General features: G+C 47.5%; 21 protein-coding genes. 6 read left to right on the forward strand and 15 right to left on the reverse strand.

Features of this window, described 5'->3' with window-relative positions:
- Window positions 1-97: 97 nt before the first annotated feature.
- On the reverse strand, window positions 98-1,057 hold the full coding sequence (locus HPY28_RS03850) for a helix-turn-helix transcriptional regulator (protein WP_174230093.1): 960 nt from the start codon (window positions 1,055-1,057) through the stop codon (window positions 98-100).
- Window positions 1,058-1,200: 143 nt separating this feature from the next.
- Between HPY28_RS03850 and modA the strand changes: the two genes are divergently transcribed.
- From modA to HPY28_RS03865, 3 genes are read left to right on the forward strand one after another with little or no spacing between them, the layout of a single operon-like run.
- Window positions 1,201-1,998 carry a molybdate ABC transporter substrate-binding protein gene (gene modA / locus HPY28_RS03855; RefSeq protein ID WP_106833414.1) on the forward strand — a complete coding sequence of 266 codons (798 nt, stop codon included), beginning with the start codon at window positions 1,201-1,203 and terminating at the stop codon, window positions 1,996-1,998.
- Window positions 1,999-2,033: 35 nt separating this feature from the next.
- Window positions 2,034-2,720: a molybdate ABC transporter permease subunit gene (modB, locus tag HPY28_RS03860; RefSeq protein WP_017247962.1), complete on the forward strand. Its 687-nt coding sequence runs from the start codon at window positions 2,034-2,036 to the stop codon at window positions 2,718-2,720.
- A gap of 16 nt (window positions 2,721-2,736) precedes the next feature.
- Entirely contained in the window at window positions 2,737-3,402 is a 666-nt protein-coding gene (locus tag HPY28_RS03865) for an ABC transporter ATP-binding protein (protein WP_069844594.1), read from the forward strand.
- A gap of 28 nt (window positions 3,403-3,430) precedes the next feature.
- On the opposite strand, the gene HPY28_RS03870 is transcribed toward HPY28_RS03865, so the two are convergent.
- Both HPY28_RS03870 and HPY28_RS03875 read right to left on the reverse strand, forming a co-directional pair.
- Window positions 3,431-4,195: a LamB/YcsF family protein gene (locus HPY28_RS03870; protein WP_017247960.1), complete on the reverse strand. Its 765-nt coding sequence runs from the start codon at window positions 4,193-4,195 to the stop codon at window positions 3,431-3,433.
- A gap of 144 nt (window positions 4,196-4,339) precedes the next feature.
- Entirely contained in the window at window positions 4,340-4,684 is a 345-nt protein-coding gene (locus tag HPY28_RS03875) for a YlbG family protein (protein WP_007725782.1), read from the reverse strand.
- 76 nt (window positions 4,685-4,760) lie between these two features.
- On the opposite strand from HPY28_RS03875, the gene HPY28_RS03880 reads away from it, so the two are divergent.
- On the forward strand, window positions 4,761-5,090 hold the full coding sequence (locus tag HPY28_RS03880; protein WP_017247959.1) for a hypothetical protein: 330 nt from the start codon (window positions 4,761-4,763) through the stop codon (window positions 5,088-5,090).
- 1 nt (window position 5,091) lies between these two features.
- Here HPY28_RS03880 and HPY28_RS03885 read toward each other — a convergent pair whose 3' ends face one another.
- Complete coding sequence (locus tag HPY28_RS03885; RefSeq protein WP_017247958.1) at window positions 5,092-5,547, reverse strand: YlbF/YmcA family competence regulator; 456 nt, start codon at window positions 5,545-5,547, stop codon at window positions 5,092-5,094.
- A gap of 70 nt (window positions 5,548-5,617) precedes the next feature.
- Entirely contained in the window at window positions 5,618-7,513 is a 1,896-nt protein-coding gene (locus tag HPY28_RS03890; protein ID WP_174230094.1) for a hypothetical protein, read from the reverse strand.
- Between the two features lie 61 nt (window positions 7,514-7,574).
- Between HPY28_RS03890 and HPY28_RS03895 the strand changes: the two genes are divergently transcribed.
- On the forward strand, window positions 7,575-8,015 hold the full coding sequence (locus tag HPY28_RS03895; protein WP_017247956.1) for a protease complex subunit PrcB family protein: 441 nt from the start codon (window positions 7,575-7,577) through the stop codon (window positions 8,013-8,015).
- Window positions 8,016-8,104: 89 nt separating this feature from the next.
- On the opposite strand, the gene HPY28_RS03900 is transcribed toward HPY28_RS03895, so the two are convergent.
- Window positions 8,105-8,524, reverse strand: coding sequence for a thioredoxin domain-containing protein (locus HPY28_RS03900; protein ID WP_017247955.1), 420 nt, complete (start codon window positions 8,522-8,524; stop codon window positions 8,105-8,107).
- Window positions 8,525-8,688: 164 nt separating this feature from the next.
- On the opposite strand from HPY28_RS03900, the gene HPY28_RS03905 reads away from it, so the two are divergent.
- Window positions 8,689-10,356: a ribonuclease J gene (locus HPY28_RS03905; protein WP_174230095.1), complete on the forward strand. Its 1,668-nt coding sequence runs from the start codon at window positions 8,689-8,691 to the stop codon at window positions 10,354-10,356.
- A 94-nt stretch (window positions 10,357-10,450) separates the two neighbouring features.
- Here HPY28_RS03905 and HPY28_RS03910 read toward each other — a convergent pair whose 3' ends face one another.
- From HPY28_RS03910 to HPY28_RS03950, 9 genes are all read right to left on the reverse strand, one after another.
- The gene (locus tag HPY28_RS03910) at window positions 10,451-11,020 is read right to left on the reverse strand and encodes a manganese catalase family protein (RefSeq protein ID WP_017247953.1); all 570 of its coding nucleotides are present in this window, start codon (window positions 11,018-11,020) and stop codon (window positions 10,451-10,453) included.
- 21 nt (window positions 11,021-11,041) lie between these two features.
- Window positions 11,042-11,314 carry a spore coat protein CotJB gene (locus HPY28_RS03915; protein WP_173621533.1) on the reverse strand — a complete coding sequence of 91 codons (273 nt, stop codon included), beginning with the start codon at window positions 11,312-11,314 and terminating at the stop codon, window positions 11,042-11,044.
- A complete protein-coding gene (locus HPY28_RS03920; protein WP_017247951.1) occupies window positions 11,311-11,538 on the reverse strand; it encodes a spore coat associated protein CotJA in 228 nt (75 codons plus the stop codon). Before HPY28_RS03920 ends, HPY28_RS03915 begins: the two co-directional genes overlap by 4 nt.
- Complete coding sequence (locus HPY28_RS03925) at window positions 11,469-11,669, reverse strand: hypothetical protein (protein ID WP_174229806.1); 201 nt, start codon at window positions 11,667-11,669, stop codon at window positions 11,469-11,471. Before HPY28_RS03925 ends, HPY28_RS03920 begins: the two co-directional genes overlap by 70 nt.
- Window positions 11,670-12,053, reverse strand: a complete 384-nt coding sequence (locus HPY28_RS03930) for a rhodanese-like domain-containing protein (RefSeq protein ID WP_174230096.1) — start codon at window positions 12,051-12,053, stop codon at window positions 11,670-11,672.
- Window positions 12,054-12,091: 38 nt separating this feature from the next.
- Window positions 12,092-12,841 carry a cytochrome c biogenesis CcdA family protein gene (locus HPY28_RS03935; RefSeq protein WP_174230097.1) on the reverse strand — a complete coding sequence of 250 codons (750 nt, stop codon included), beginning with the start codon at window positions 12,839-12,841 and terminating at the stop codon, window positions 12,092-12,094.
- A 101-nt stretch (window positions 12,842-12,942) separates the two neighbouring features.
- Entirely contained in the window at window positions 12,943-13,815 is an 873-nt protein-coding gene (locus HPY28_RS03940) for a cupredoxin domain-containing protein (protein ID WP_173621942.1), read from the reverse strand.
- Between the two features lie 122 nt (window positions 13,816-13,937).
- A complete protein-coding gene (locus tag HPY28_RS03945; RefSeq protein ID WP_174230098.1) occupies window positions 13,938-14,984 on the reverse strand; it encodes an ABC transporter ATP-binding protein in 1,047 nt (348 codons plus the stop codon).
- A gap of 3 nt (window positions 14,985-14,987) precedes the next feature.
- Window positions 14,988-15,944, reverse strand: a complete 957-nt coding sequence (locus HPY28_RS03950; RefSeq protein WP_174230099.1) for an ABC transporter ATP-binding protein — start codon at window positions 15,942-15,944, stop codon at window positions 14,988-14,990.

Below are 15,944 nucleotides of genomic sequence, written 5' to 3' on the forward strand. Positions count from 1 at the left end.
TGTAGAGAATACGCCTTATTTGACAATGGTCTTTCCTGAGTGAAATAAAAAAGCCGCCACTCATTGTATCGTAATGATTGGCAGCTTTCTTTAGCGTTTACCAGGTTTCGTACATAATTTTTCCTGTCTGGCTAAGATCATAACCCCCGACCGCTTCCAATTCCTTTTGAAATGGACGTGAATCGAGAACATCAAGAACGGCCTGAATGAGCGGTTCATTGTCCTTATTTTTCAACAAGACAAGGTCATATCGCTCACGCACAGTTGGGACAAACTCCACTCCCACGAGTGAAGCTGCCTTTTCAATACCCACCCCTACGTCTGCCTCGCGCCGTGCTACTACCCCTGCGACTGCCAGGTGATTGGACTCTTCCCGTTCATAGCCAATCACGTCCTTCCCCGCTATTTTTGCCAGTCGAAACTGTTCTTCAATCAACGTGCGTGCACCAGACCCTTTTTCCCGATTGACCATTCGAATCCCCGGCTTCGTAAAATCGCTCCATGCTTTGATCTGTTTCGGATTACCTGCCTGAACGTAGAATCCGGCCCAACGTGACAACATATTGATGACAACAAAACGATGCCCACACAAAATGCGACGAATGTACGGGACATTGTATTCGTTGGTATCCCCATCGTACAAGTGTGTGCTGACGATATCAGCCTTACCTGCATACATCGCCACGAGGCTGTTCAGAGAGCCCACGTACGAGCGAAGCGGTCGGTATGCCTCATCCTTTTTCTCCAAATGCCCGGCTAGTAGGTCCAAGCTCACATCCTGTCCGCTAATAATAATATTGCGGCCTGTACCAGTCTGCTCATGTCGTGACGTCTGCTGAGCTTGTCCTGTCTGTGGGATGCTGACGGCTGAGGCTTGTCTGTATTCTCCCTTTGCCTTCGCCTTGTACGCTTCCAGATCGCTTTCGTCTACGCGCATTTGCCTCCCGACTCGATAAGCGGGCAGCTCTCCTTTTTTAATCAGATCGTAGACCGTCAGCTTAGAAATACGTAGAATTTTTGCTATCTCTTCGGTGGTATAAGAATTTTGTTGACTCATGTCCCGCCTCCGTTATCTCCTTTGCTCTATTTTCAAACAACTGTCGTAAAATCGCAATTGATTATTCATTACGAATCCATATAATCTAGTTATGTCCAGTTATAATTAATTATAACTAAATATAATTATGGAGGTCTTTTTTTATGAAGAAGCACTGGTTAGCCTTATTGACGGCATTTTGCTTGATGCTCACTGCTTGCTCGACAACACAAACAGCCCCACAAGCAAGTGAGCCAGCAAAAACCGAAGCAGCAAAGATAGAATTGATGATTTCTGCTGCTGCTAGCTTGACGGATGCCTTGAATGAGTTGAAAACGCAATATGAAACAGAACACCCGGGAACGACCCTCACCTTTAACTTCGGTGGCTCGGGAAAACTCGCCACACAAATTACGCAAGGCGCTCCGTCTGACGTATTCTTGTCGGCTAGTAAAAAAGACATGGACGGTCTAGAGGAACAGCAGCTGATCGCTAAAGACACTCGCCAAGACTTCACGAAAAACTCGCTTGTTCTCATCGCAGGTAACACAAGTGCTGTCGCAGTCTCTTCTTTTGAAGAGCTGAGCAACGCAACGATTAAGCACATTGCCGTCGGTGAGCCTGAGACAGTCCCTGCTGGACGATATGCGAAAGAAACATTGGATACGCTGAAAATGTGGGATTCTCTTTCGGCACAAATGGTATTTGGCAGCGATGTTCGCCAAGTTTTGACCTTCGTAGAATCCGGTAACGCAGAAGTCGGCATTGTCTATTCCAGTGATGCCGCCGCTTCGAAAAATGTAAAGGTATTGGCAACAGCCAAGCCTGAATGGCACAAACCGATCGTTTATCCAGGTGCGGTCGTCAGCGCATCGAAGAACCCAGATGCAGCAAAAGCTTTTCTTGCCTACTTGACAAGCGACAAAGGAAAAGCGATCTTACAGAAGTATGGGTTTCAATAAATAAACCAACCGAATCGAAATTGGAGGTGGCAAGCGTGATCGAAACGAATCTTACTCCTTTGATGCTTTCCCTTAAAGTAGCTGCGCTCTCCACCTCCTTTGTATTTGTCCTTGGGATGGTTTTTGCAAGGTGGATGACACAAAAGGATTTTTGGGGGAAGAATGTGCTGGAGTCCTTCTTTTTGCTTCCGCTTGTTCTCCCTCCCACTGTTGTTGGCTTCGGCTTGTTGATGCTTTTCGGAAAAAACGGCTTTCTCGGCCAGCTACTGCATGAATGGTTCAATATTACCGTCGTCTTTACGCTGACAGGAGCCGTCATTGCCTCGATTGTCGTTTCCTTTCCATTGATGTATCAGAGTGCAGTCGCTGCCTTTACAGGAGTAGATCAACGTTTAGAGAATGCAGCACGCACGATGGGCGCTTCCGAATGGCGATTATTCTGGACCGTTACCTTTCCGTTGGCTTGGCCTGGCCTGTTGGCTGGGTTTGTTCTTTCTTTTGCCCGTGGTTTAGGGGAGTTTGGTGCTACGCTGATGCTCGCAGGCTACATCCCTGGGAAAACCGATACGATTCCCGTCGCCATTTATTTTGCTGTTGAGGCTGGTCAAATGGATAAGGCATTGTTTTGGGTCATCATTATTGTTTCCTTAGGTATGGGTACGACTCTCTGGCTGAATTGGTGGAGTCGTCGAAACGTGCGCAGGTACGCCAATCAAAAGTAAGGCAGGTGAATGGTACATGCTCTTTGTCAACATACAGAAGCGTTTGCCTGATTTTATTTTGGATGTGTCCTTTTCGGTGCAGAAGGAAATTGTCGTGCTGTTCGGACCATCCGGCTCTGGCAAAACAACGATATTGAACAGTATTGCAGGTCTGGTTCATCCCGATACCGGCGTGATCCAATTAAACGAGAACGTCTTTTATCGCGAAGGACAGAAGCCCCTTCCCGTACAAAAACGCAACATCGGGTATTTATTTCAAGATTATGCGCTGTTCCCTCACATGACAGTCGAGCAAAATGTTCGATACGGCTTGAAAAAAGAGCATGAGCTAAATTTGGCTCCATTGTTGTCCACAGTGGGAATCGATCATCTGCTGCAAAAATATCCTCACCAATTATCCGGAGGACAAAAACAACGGGTGGCACTCGTACGTGCACTTGCAACTGAACCAGACATTCTGCTCCTTGATGAGCCTTTATCTGCGCTGGATGCGGATACGCGTAAACAATGCCAGGATGAGTTGCTTCGCCTTCACGCTATGTGGAACATCCCGTTTCTACTAGTCACCCATGATCGTGAAGAAGCCGAGAAGCTCGCAGATGTCATTTTCCTGATTGATAACGGCACAATCAAAGAACGGAAACATGAAAAAAGCCATTCAGCAACGTCCATTTCCCGATAATGGGATGGCATTGCTGGATGGCTTTTTACTATCGAGCTGTGATTGGTTCAATTTTCACATCGTTTTGCTTTGCCCACTTATGTACTTCGACAAGGAATTGCAGTACGTCATGGCTCTCGTGATGGACACAAAGGGTATCGGCCGCCAAGTCAATGTGCTCGCCATTGACCGTCATTACTCTTTGTTTTAAAACGAGCTGACGTGTCTGCTCCATGCGTTCTTCCTTGCTGATCAGCACGCTTCCTTCCAACTCACGCGGTGCCAATCGACCATTCGGCAAATAAGCCCGCTCTGCAAATACTTCCTCTGCCACTTGAAGGCCGTGTTCCAAGCCTGCCTCTACTAGCTTACTGCCAGACAACGCATAGAGGATCAATTCCTCATCAATATCCGCAATGGCTTGGACAACCGCTTCGGCGAGCTCTGGGCGTTCAGCTGCTTCGTTATACAACGCGCCATGCAATTTCACATGGTGCAGCTCCCCACCGAGTGCTTTTGTAGTCCCAGCCAAGGCTGCAATTTGATACAGCACCAGCTCATATACTTCATTGACAGATAAGTTCATCGAACGACGTCCGAAGCCTTGAATATCTGCATATCCGGGATGTGCCCCGATTTTCACATCATGCTTGAGTGCAGCTTCGATTGTTCTGCAAATAATATGTGGATCTCCTGCATGCAATCCGCAAGCAATATTAACGGAGGTGATCCATTTCATAATCCCCAAATCCTCAGATTGTCGACCTCTGCTGAAGCCCTCTGCCATATCGCAGTTAATATCCAGATGAATCATGTATGCTCACCTTTCTTTCGCTAATCTATCTCTTGAAAACGCATTCATGCGCGTGGCTTCTCGTTTTCTTCCACTTTAGCATACCATGTACGCCCGTTTAACAAAAGCGAAAAAGCTGCCGAAAATTGGCAGCTTATGAACAACTTATGTCGAACCAACGGTTGCTTGGCTGCTTTCTTCTGTCTGTAAGGTCTCTGCTAGTGCCATTACCTGGTTCTTCTCTTGTTTATAATCATATTCCTTTGCCTTATCCGGTCTTGCATTGTTGTATTCTACCGGGATCTCATGGCGATGGGAGCGTTCAATTTTTGTTACGAAGTGCAGCTTTTCCATAATGCGAATCGTTTCATCCAACAAATTGGCATCCACATACATCGAAACGTAATTTAAGCGTTTGGAGATGTAATGAATGGTGCCAAATTTGCGTAAATTTTTGGCGGCACGCGTGTTTTTCACCCACACGGCGACCCCCAGACGTCGCTCTCTCATGTTTTGCCGTCGGTCTCCTTCCCAATCGTGGTATACTTACTGGTGAAAGCTTATTACAGAAAGGAATCGTGGTCCTATGCTGGCTACGTTTTATCATCAATTCGAGGAAGCGCTTCACCGCGAAAAAATCGTGACCCATAGCAGTTGGCGAACATATGCAGGCCAGCTCTTTTTCTATGTATGCAGTACGCTCCCTGCTCCTTTGCTGACAAAGCAGCTCATGGAAACAGGAGAGCGCCTGACCACTGATACCAAATTAAAGCCAGAATGCATTTACGTGCGCTCTGATGACGCGCAGCATGTGTATCGCTTCCGCTTTCGCGTACCTGACGAAAAGCAGTTTTGCTGTGGCAATCTTTGTGAAGACTGTTTTCTGCTGCGCCAAAATGAATCGGGAACAGCGTGAATTACGATGGCTTTTTCACACTGCAGCCGCAGCTTCCACCTGTCCCGCAACCACTGCCCTGCGCCTCTAAAAATGGATTGTTACTCGGTACCTTTATCGTTTCCGAGACGGAATGAGCAATGGTTCTACTCACCTGATACAAGAGCTCATCCAGAGCATCCTCTGCTCGCTTGAATGCCTGTACGGAATCCCTCAGTTCAATGTTGCGCTTCAGTTCCCGTACTTCTTTGGATATATGATTGTAATCCGGGTGATACTTCCCGAACCGTTGCACATCTTCGTACTGTTCCTTCTTAGCCTCGAACACGACGAGCAGACGTTGCACTTCCTCATCTGCTTCCATTTGGCGTTTGGCCTCCAGATAATCTGAGACCTCGCGCGAGTGGTTAATCATCGTGGACAGCTCATGAGACTCCATGATCAACTGTGTCATATCCACAGCTTCCAATGTTTCCATAAAGCGAGACCTCCTTTCGCCGTAAAGTGAAAACCTTACGTCATTCCTGATTGTATCACGATGCACACCCTTAGTACAGATATTCGGGCACGACAATGCGCACTCGCTCAATGTTGTCGAGACGGTAGCACTGTTTGCCGCCCTGTCCGGCAATCGTAACCATCCAGTACCCCATTTCCAGACGTACTTCTGTCGGCAGCCCTCGCAGCTTTTCTTTGCCGTTTTGCTGGATCTCGACTTCCAGCTTCAGTTCTATTGCGCGCTTAAACAAATCCCGCATGGACTGTGGATGATACGATTGGAAATGCTTCGTCCACATTTTTGGTAGTGCGGCGATTTGCTCATTTTGCTCAGGGAACGTGTTTTCAATAGCATAACCGTCCCAAGGCCGTTCAATGAGAAGCAGGCCTTTATTCCCCGCTTGACTATTTTGATGCGGCTGGAGCTCTTTGCTTGCGCTAGCAACATGTGACAGCACTTGCGGCTCATAACCGAAGTGACGTAGTAAACGGATTAGTTCTTTTTCCTGCGAGTGTGGAATCAAAAACGCATTCGGCGATATCACTTGGGTAAGAAATGGGTGAAAGTCAGGAATTTCGCGCCATTCCTCCAGAAATCCAGCATGTGCTGTCCGCACAAGGAAGTACGGCTCCATTTGAATCTGCCTTGCTGTTCTCGCCCATTGGCTCACAACCTCAATCAAGCTCTCAGGCAACGGATGAACACAGGAGGCGCGGAGCTTTTCGATGACTTGCTCCTCCGTCCCTCCTTGAGCCAAATACGATTGCAACAGCCTTGCTTGCAATTCACCCCGTATCAATTGCCCATCAAATTGGAGCTGGCAAAATCGGCTGATCTCCCATACATCCAGCAATGGAACAAGTGGAGGGATTGTAATGGCACCTGTGGGGTCCACAAACCAGCCTTCCTCCGACGATAATCGCGGCAAGCTGCTCCAACGCCAAAAAACCCCTCGCTCCTCGTCCATCCCGAGCTGAATCCATCCCAACCCTAACAGTACATGCATCCATTGCTCCACAATGAGCTCCTCTGCATTGTCGGGTAAAGGGAATCCTGCTTCGTTTAGCATGCGCAATTGCTCATGGATGGAACACCACTGCTCGACAGGAACCTGTCTCATCAATTGAATGAAAAATTCCCACCAGTCGCCATGCGGCAAAAATTGTTCCATGACGAGTTGGTACATCTCTTCCCAACGTACGAGCGGCAGTTGATGTAGCCATTGCTTCGTTCGATTGAGATCGAGTACGAGTTCTCGCTCTTCCCTATGCACCAAGCCCAGTCTGAGCGCAATATCAAGGACAACGGTCAAAGATAAGCCCTCTCTTTGTTCCTGATCGAGCGGCGGAATCACGATTCCTTTTACATGCTCGTCTGTAAACGAGAGCAGCGGCAGCATTTTTTGCGACATCCTGCGATGAATGCTTCCTTTTTGCGTTATAGGAATTTGGTTGTCTCGAATAAACAACAAAAGCCCAAAAAGATCCAGCTGTATCCCTCTGCCTGCTGATATATAATAAGGGAGCGTTTTTGAAAGAGAAACAAAAGCCTGAGAGGCTTCCGGCAGCATTTGATTCGTCAACTGTTCTCGAACCTCTTGTGGCATCAAATAGCCGATCTCACTCCACATTTTCCGTACAGTCAAGATCAGTCCAAGCCGTCGCAATTTCGTCAAGCCGACTGACAGATGTCTGTGCTCTTTTGCCGTTTCGCGTTCCCAAGCTCGTTTGCTAAAAAAACCTCTCGTCGCTTTGGTTACGAAAAGCCGGATAACGGCTCGTTCCAGCTCATCTGCCTGTTCCCATACTTGCCCAATAAAAGCGGGGTCCAACAATCTCGCTGTTAATTCTTGCTCTTCGGCAATCTGATATCGTTTGGTCTGTTCATGTAGAATCGCTTGTCGCGTTGATTCGGACAGGTATTCCAGCGAATCCTTCACACGCACGCCTGTCACCTCAGTTTATATGATGTTCGATTCATTACTTTTACCAATTGGAGGGATCTTGATGTTGCATGTATTTCCTAGTTTACTCTTAACAGCAACCTTGGCAGTAACGGGTACACAAGTCTTGTCACCTCAACATCCTACCGTATCTGAGCCTGTGGCGAAAGAGGCTGTACAAGCAGATGCTGCTTACGAGGCCGTTGCAGCTCCCTATCCGCCGGCTGTGCAGGAAGCTTTGAAGAAAGTTCGAAAAAATGGCGGACACACTATTGTTCGTGCCAATGGAAAATCTTATGTAGTCGTAGGTGCAGGACAGCGCCCTACAGGAGGATATCGTTTAGTGGCGGACCAAGTCAAGCGGACTGGCCCTCATGCCTTTGCCGTACACGTTCGGGTACAAGCACCAGCTCCAGGTTCGATGAAAACACAAGTCATCAGCTATCCGACGTTGGTGATTGCCCTGCCAGACCAGCAAGCAAAAGTCAGTGTGCATATGCGCTAGTCTATCCACGAAAAAAGCCGACAGTTCGAATGCCACAAGGCGTATCGAAGTCGGCTTTTTTCCTTTTCCCAACAGTTACCCTTGCTTATTCAGGGCTTTACCTCAATGGAAAAGCTCTCTGCAACACCATACGACTCGTGGTTATTATGAGCCAATTCTACCTTGACCTCATGCTTCCCAGCTGGGATATCCTTCATGACATAGCTAGGCTCAAATACTTTGGCGATCTTTTTACCGTCGAGGTACAGATGAACATGACCTTCCCCGTGCTTGTTTTCTTTCCCCATGTTTTCGAGGGAAAAAGAGAAGTTCGTAACGGCCAATTTGAGTTGCAAATCATCTTTTTCAAGGGTATGCGTCACAGCGAGTGTCGGCGCTGCATGATGAGCGTGCGACTCGTCTGCTACCACTTCGGTTTGCGCTTGTTGGTTCGCGTACACAAACCATTCCACACCAGCCGCAATGGCAATCAAGAGAAACAAGCGGAAAAGAAATCGTTTGGTTTTCACCGGAGCTGCTCCCTTCCAATATGAGTCTTACCCCAGTGTGCCCGACTCCTGATTGGTTCATTCATCCATTTTTGCTGATTGATTTAACCTGCTATCCATACATACTCAGCATTCCAATAGGTAAAAGTAACCACAAGATGCTTTGGGGAGGTCAGTGACTGCGTATGAATGCATGGAATGAAACTCTTTCTATTTTTGCTTTAGGAGGAGTATATGAAATCGGCAAAAACATGTACGGGATTCAATGCGGGGATGAAATCGTCCTCATTGATTGTGGATCGAAGTTCCCGGATGAGAGTTATTTAGGAATTGATCTGATCATACCGGACATTAGTTATCTGCTGGAAAATCAGGAAAAAGTCCGAGCCTTGATTGTCACGCATGGTCATGAAGATCACATCGGGGGCATTCCCTATTTTTTAAGACAATTAAACGTCCCTGTTTACGGTACCCGCTTAACGTTAGGACTTATCGAATTGAAGCTGAAGGAGCATGATTTGCTTCATCAGTCCACCCTTATCTCCATCGATCGTCTCTCTACTATTTCATTAGGCTCGCTCACGATCAGCTTTTTTCAGACGAACCATAGCATTCCTGATTGCTTGGGTGTTGTATTTGAGACAAAAGCAGGCTCTATTGTGCATACGGGCGATTTTAAATTTGATTTAACGCCGGGGCATAAGCAATCCCCCGATTTGCACAGAATGGCCGAAATCGGTCAGAAAGGTGTATTAGCCTTGTTGTCGGAAAGTACCAATGCGGAGCGCCCAGGCTTCACTCCATCAGAAAAGAACGTGGGCGATCGTCTGTTAGAAGCATTCAGTAAGGCACGGCAGAAAATATTTGTCTCGACGTTCGCTTCCAATGTATACCGCCTGCAACAAGTCATTGATGCGGTAGAAGCGACGAATCGAAAGCTAGCTTTGCTTGGCCGAAGTATGGTCAATGTGGTCAAAATCGCATCGGAACAAGGCTATTTACATATACCAGAAGACATGTTGGTGGAAATAGAAGAAGTGAGCGAGCTCGATCCAGGCCGTGTCGCTGTCCTATGCACGGGAAGCCAAGGCGAACCGATGGCAGCCTTATCCCGATTGTCGACCTCCGGGTATCGGCACGTTAAAGTAGAACGCGGCGATACCGTCATCCTCTCTTCTTCCCCTATTCCAGGAAACGAACGGAATGTAGCGCGCATCGTCGATAACTTGTTTATTATGGGCGCCAACGTAATTTATGGCTCTGGGACAGGCATGCATGTGTCCGGGCATGGCTTCCAAGAAGAGTTGAAGCTCATGCTCACTCTCATGAAGCCAAAATACTTCATCCCCATTCATGGTGAGTATCGGATGCTCCATCAACATCGTCTGTTGGCTGAATCCGTCGGCGTTGATTTCGAGTCCATTTTCATTGTAAATAACGGAGATGTCGTGGATATTCAGGATGGTGTAGCTGTACAGGAAAGAAAAATCCCTGCCGGAAATACCTTGGTGGATGGTTTGGGAATCGGTGATGTAGGAAATGGGATATTACGGGATCGCAAGCATCTTTCGGAAGATGGCATTCTCGTGATCGTTGTGACGCGCAGTAAAACCGACGGCAAGATTTTGTCGGGTCCTGACCTTATTTCCCGCGGTTTCATCTATGCCCCGGAATCAGAGGGTCTCTTGGAAGAAGCCACTCGCATTGCATCCGAGGTGATCACCAATCTGCAGGAAGCGAATGTGAGTCAGTGGAACCGCTTGAAGCAAGGAATGCGGGAATCGATTGGGAAATTCGTATATGCCAAAACAAAGCGCAGACCCATGATCCTGCCGATTATTATGGATGTGTGAGGGAAAAGCCTTCTCATCATAGTCGTTCCACCTACCTTTGAACCGCAGCAGCCATAGAAACAAAAAGAGAGCCCACCAGCTCTCTTTTTTCCCCTCAAAATATCTTCTTCGAATCCCGCTCTTCCTTCAATATCTCTACAGCCTCGCGAAAACGCATAGAGTGAACGACTTCCCGCTCCCGCAAAAACTTCAAGCTGTCCTGCAAATCAACATCATCGGTCATGTCAATCAGCCATTGATATGTCGCGCGGGCTTTTTCTTCTGCGGCGATATCCTCGTAAAGGTCCGCTATTGGATCGCCCTTGGCAGCAATATAGGCTGCCGTCCACGGCACACCGCTGGCATTGTTGTAAAAGAGCGCCCGATCATGATTGGCGTAATGGTCACCCAGTCCCGCTTCCTTCAACTCTTCGACAGTCGCGTCTTTGGTCAGCTTATACACCATCGTGGCAATCATTTCGAGATGCGCAAACTCTTCGGTAGCGATATCCGTTAATAATCCGACTACTTTATTCGGGATCGTATACCGTTGGTTCATATAGCGCAGAGCGGCTGCCAACTCTCCATCCGCCCCTCCGTATTGCTCAATCAAATACTTCGCCATTCTTACATCGCACTTACTGACACGAACCGGATACTGCAGTTTTTTTTCATAGATCCACATCGGTTTCGTTATCCCTCTCTTCTAAACTTGCCAAGGCCATGGATCATCATTCCACTGCCACGGATACCCTGAATAGCTGCGACCAAGATTTTGCAAAGGCCCGTACGATTTCTCATATTCGTTTGCCAAACCCCAGCGCTGCTCCGTTAAATCGTTATACTGCTGGAGCGCATTCTGATCGGTTGGATGCGTATCTAAATAAAGACTGAGCTCTACCAGTACAAAGTCGATCGCTTGCAGTTGTTCAAGCAATGCGTAATATTGTTCATCGCCAAATCTATTTTCAGCTGTCATGAGTGCTCCCTCCCCAAATGACTCAGTCTGGGATCATAGGGGCTAAAAAGTGCCGGCCATAACGTACCTAATCTCAACGCTTCCATCGGGCTGTATTGCGGCAAGTTCTCCGGCTGAAATGTCATGAACAGCTGAGGGGGTACCTGGTATGTCTTCACCCGAATCGGCGGACAAGGATCATAGGGACCAACGTACGGATAATAGTCGCGTGTTTGCGAATGCAATGCCAAAATCCTCCTCCAGCTTGCAATGTCTGTTCCTTCATGACTACACTATGCAGCCCACCCAGTAGGCGTGATTGATCCCACAAAACGACGAAACCGCTCTCCTCCATAAAAAGAAAGCGGTCCAGCATTTACGATTCCACCTGTCCAGTCCATTTCGCCATGCCGCCGTCAAGGTTCGCTACATCTTTGTAGCCATTTTCGAGCAGGAGGTTTCCGCTCTCCACTCCCATCCTTCCGGTATGACAGACGAAGACAACTTTCTTGTCTTTCGGGATACTCGAGTATTTCTCACTGATCTCTGCGAAAGGAATATTTATGGCATTGGGGACTCTTCCCTCTTCAAATAATTCGGGCTCGCGCAGATCCACAATCACCATCTCTTGTTCATCCGTCATCCATTGCGACAACTGTCCTGAATCAATGACTTGCAAAGATGGTTTGGTATTCCAAAATACGAGGGCTATAGTAGCGAGAACCACCAACAGAGCGCTCACTATCCATCTCTTTTTCATCCTATCCACCTCTTCGATTTCTATCTTGTCTTTCACCCTTACCAAAATGCCATAAAGTCCGAAATACCGAGCAGGATAAACACGATTCCAGCCAATTTTTGCGTGACCGTACCCCATTTCCTCGTTTTGTTCATGAGAGAAGGGCTATCACTTGCGACGGCAAGCAGCAGTAATACGATGAGCAATGGAAGCGCCGTGCCAAGTGCAAATACAGTGGGAATGATCGGGCCGAACGAGCTCGTGAACATCAAAGGCATCGTCAGTCCAAAATAGAGCCAAAACATCGTCGGACAAAACCCGAGGGAAAAGGCAACGCCAAGCCAAAAGGATTGTGTCTTTCCCTCAAATCGCTCCGAAAAACGCTTGATTTTTTCCTCAAATGATTGCGTATGTAGAAATGGCAGTCGAATCCATCCGATTAAGAACAATCCAATCAAAATAAACATCGGAGCTAGTAGCTTTCTCGCCCACTGAAACAAAGGAATCGCTTGTGTAGAGAGTTGTTCACCGAACGCAAATACGATTGCTCCCAAAGCGGAATACACGACTGCTTTGCCAAGGATGAACATCCAGACATGACTACGAAAGCCACCTCTGACGACGACATTCTTCCCGAACACAGTAAAAGCAGCCACATTCCCCGATAACTGGCACGGTGCAAATGCGCCAACGATCCCGAGCAACAACGCTCCAATCAACGGTGCTTGTTCGCCCATTCCGTAATACAAATCGGAAAAGGGCTTGCTGATCCATGCTCCATATTTATACAAGTACGAATACCAATCCATGCTTCTCCTCCGAGTGGGTCTTCCTTTTCGTTTATTTTACAGAAAGGTTGTGAGGAAACTATGAAGAAAAAAAGAAAGGCATGATTCGCCTCTCCTTTGCTTCATCCCGTCACTTGCAAGCGTCCTATCATGCCGCTTTCTTTGTGTCCAGGGATCGTACAATAAAATTCATAGGTTCCTTCCTCCAATGCCTTCCACACGGTTTCAACAGACTCTCCTGGTTTGGCGTGCAAATGAACCACACCTTCAGCCATTGCTCCATGATGATGTTCGCTGCTTGATTCTGAAATCGTAACGATTTTTCCATGAGACACAACCTCGATATCGTGCTCTACATTGCCATCATTTTGAAAGACAACTTTGATCTCCGTATCTTTTTTCACGGTAAATTGGTTCGGTTTATACGAAAAGTCGACGGCTGTGAGGGTGATTTCTGTCGCGCGATCGCCTGCATAAAGAGCCGGGGATGGAAACGGTAATGATTGAAACCAGAAGAAGACGGCAAGCAGCAACACAGCTGGAGTGCCTGGATGATGAAAAAAGGAGGACCACTTCGTTTCTTTTTTATTGAAATCAATCAGCTTGGCTACGAGCAGCATACATACCGTATAGAGCATGACGAAAACAAACAGGAGAGGCTCTACTTTTTCACTGGGAACCATCTCTCCTAGCATGGCGCCCATCATCCCGCCCATGACACCCGATAAAATTCCTTCTACAATACTCAGGATCGACAAAGGAACTCCTAGCAGAAAACCAGACAGTCCACCAGCCAGCATTCCCCACATGGTGGATACATAAAGGTCTCCCCTGTAAACATCGCCGAGGATCAACCCACCGATCAACCCAATCATCATACTGACAGACATCGTGCTCATCATGCCTTGCATATGATCGATTCCCTGCTTTCGTCGCCATATAAACCATGTAAAGCAAACATAAGCGAAACCGACATAGATCAGGACCTGATACACCGCGCTCAAGATACCACCCCCGAGTATATTCTCCACATTGTAAAGTATGTCCTACGTCAACAAAATAGGACAAAACGAACAAGAAAACCCTCTGACTACTGTCGAGAGGGCTCACACCTTTTCTAGTTCGCATACCGATTTGCAGCCTTTGCGCTCTCAAATTCCCCCTGATGATGGATACATGAAACATAGTGGTCGGATGAGATTCGCTCTAGCATAGGTTTCATATTCCGGCAGTGGTCAACCTGATGGGGGCAGCGGGCAAGAAAAGGACATCCTCGTTGGATTCCTTCATTCTGTACTTCCCCATCTACTATCAGCTCTTGCCTATGTTTGAGAAAATGATTGAGATCGGATACCACAGCTACGAGTGCGCGTGTGTAAGGGTGAGAGGGATGATACAGAATCTCATGGGTCGGTCCGATCTCGACGATATTCCCTTGATACATGACAGCTATCCGATCACACATGTATGCAGCCGTCGACAGGTCATGGGTAATAAACAACATCGTCAGACCCATTTCTTCTTTCAATGATTTTAATAGCTGCAAAACGCCCATTCTGACCGACACATCCAACATGGAGGTTGGCTCATCAGCCGCAACGAACTTTGGTTTTAAAATGAGCGCTCGAGCGATTGCAATTCTTTGCCGCTGTCCCCCGCTTAGCTGATGCGGATAGCGCTGCAGAAAGCTTTCGGCAGGTCTTAGCTCGATATGGTTGAGCATTTGAAGCACTTGGTCCCTCTTCTTTTCAAAGGTACTCGCAATTTGATGGGCATGGAGCGGCTCCATTAAGATTTCAAGAATCGTCATTCCCGGATTCAATGAATCGTACGGGTCCTGAAAAATCATTTGCATCTCTTGCCGAATTCCCCTCACTGCTCGGTCTCCTAATCGGCACAAGTCTTGCCCATCAAAAAGAATTTGACCGGATGATTCTTTTGTAAGCCGCATAATCATTCGGGCAGTCGTTGTTTTCCCGCACCCACTCTCCCCGATGATCCCGAGAATCTCCCCCTTTTTGATAGAGAAATTCACATTGTTTACGGCATAGACCGTCGTCTTTTTGCTGCGAAAAAACGCTCCCTGCTTCTTTTCAAAGCGTTTGACCAAATTTTGCACCCTCACCAAATCATTATTGGATTGCGACTTTTGCGGATCGGTCATGTCTTACCCTCCTACAAAACAGGATACAAAATGCCCTTCATGCACTTCTCTTAATGGTGGAGACTCTACCTTGCATTTGTCTTGCACATGCTGGCATCTCGTATGAAATCTGCACCCTATTGGCGGGTTTATGAGCAGCGGCACTGTCCCCGGAATCGAACGACATTCTTTCTCGGGGTCATTTATATCGGGAGTGGCAGCGAGCAAACCTTGTGAGTACGGGTGCCTTGGGTTCGTAATCAATTGTTCCGTTGTCCCACATTCCACAATCTTGCCCGCATACATAATGGCTATCCTTTCACAGATAGCTGTCACCATCGGCAGGTCGTGAGAGATAAGGATAATGGATAAGTCCATAGATCGTTGCAGATCTTTCAATATCGCGATGACTTGCGCTTGGGTCAACACATCCAGTCCGGTCGTCGATTCATCTGAGATGACGACCTGCGGATTACAGGCTAGCGCCATCGCTATGGCTACACGCTGTTTCATTCCTCCGCTGAATTCATGTGGGTACGACTTGCGCCTCTGCTTTGGAATCCCGACCCTTTCCAATAGCTGTTCTGTTCGTCGGATCGCTTCACCCATCGTTATTTTTTCATGTAACAAAATCGCTTCCACGATTTGATCCCCGACCGTAAATACAGGATTCAAGGCATTCATCGCGCTTTGGGGAATAACAGAAATCGATTTCCAGCGGAGCTTTTCGATCTGCTCTGCTGGCGCCTGCAACAAGTCGACTCCACCCAGCATGGCCTTCCCGCTTATGACCTTCCCCGGGTATTCGAGCAAGCGCAGAATGGACTGAATCACGGTGGACTTCCCGCAGCCAGACTCTCCAATCAGTCCGAGCATTTCCCCCTTTTCTAGGTGAAAACTGACATTCTCAACCGCTTCTACTACACCATTTGCCGTAAAAAAGTGTGTGTGCAAATTTTCGACGACGAGAACTTTATTCAT

This window comes from Brevibacillus sp. HB1.2, from assembly GCF_013332495.1.
GTDB lineage: Bacteria > Bacillota > Bacilli > Brevibacillales > Brevibacillaceae > Brevibacillus > Brevibacillus porteri.